Raw genomic sequence first — 811 nt, forward strand, 5'->3', positions numbered from 1 at the left:
ACGATCTGGGGCCAGGCCTTCGGCTCCTGGGGCCACACCGAGGGCGACGGCAATGCCGCCTCGCTCACCCGCTCGACCACCGGCTTCTTCCTCGGTGCCGATGCGCCGGTCGCCAGCAATCTGCGCCTCGGCGTGCTCGGCGGCTACAGCAGCAGCAGCTTCGGCATCAACCGCCGGCTGTCCTCGGCCGGCAGCGACGACTACCATGTCGGCATCTACGGCGGTACGCAGTGGGGGGCGCTCGGCTTCCGCGCCGGTGCGAGCTACACCTGGCACGACCTCAAGACGAGCCGCTCGGTCGCCTTCCCCGGCTTTGCCGACAGCCTGACGGCGAGCTACGACGCCGGCACCACCCAGGTCTTCGGCGATCTCGGCTACCGCATCGACATGGGCGAGGCTTTCGGCGGAACGGCTTTCGGCCGAGCCGCCTTCGAGCCCTTCGCCAATCTGGCCTATGTCCATCTGCACACGGACGGCTTTGCCGAGACCGGCGGCGCAGCCGCCCTGACCGGCGGCCGCAAGGACACGAGCACGACCTTCACGACGCTCGGCGTGAGGGCCTCGACCGCCTTCGACCTCGGCAGCGTCACCCTGACGGCGCGCGGCTCGCTCGGCTGGCGGCACGCCTTCGGCGACGACACACCGCTGGCGAGCCTCTCCTTCTCCGGCGGCAGCCCGTTCAGCATCGCCGGCGTGCCGATCGCCAAGGATGCGGCCGTGCTCGACCTCGGCCTCGACTTCGGCATCATGGAGAATGCCACGCTCGGCCTCTCCTATGGCGGACAGTTCGCGACAGACGCCATCGACCAGT

1 protein-coding gene is annotated in these 811 nt (G+C 69.9%); it reads left to right on the forward strand.

Annotated features, from left to right (window positions below):
- The coding region (locus ACFQU1_RS00005) for an autotransporter outer membrane beta-barrel domain-containing protein (protein ID WP_378128155.1) at nt 1-811 on the forward strand (811 nt) is incomplete at both ends.

It is taken from the genome of Chelatococcus sp. GCM10030263, from assembly GCF_042666455.1.
Classification (GTDB): Bacteria; Pseudomonadota; Alphaproteobacteria; order Rhizobiales; family Beijerinckiaceae; genus Chelatococcus.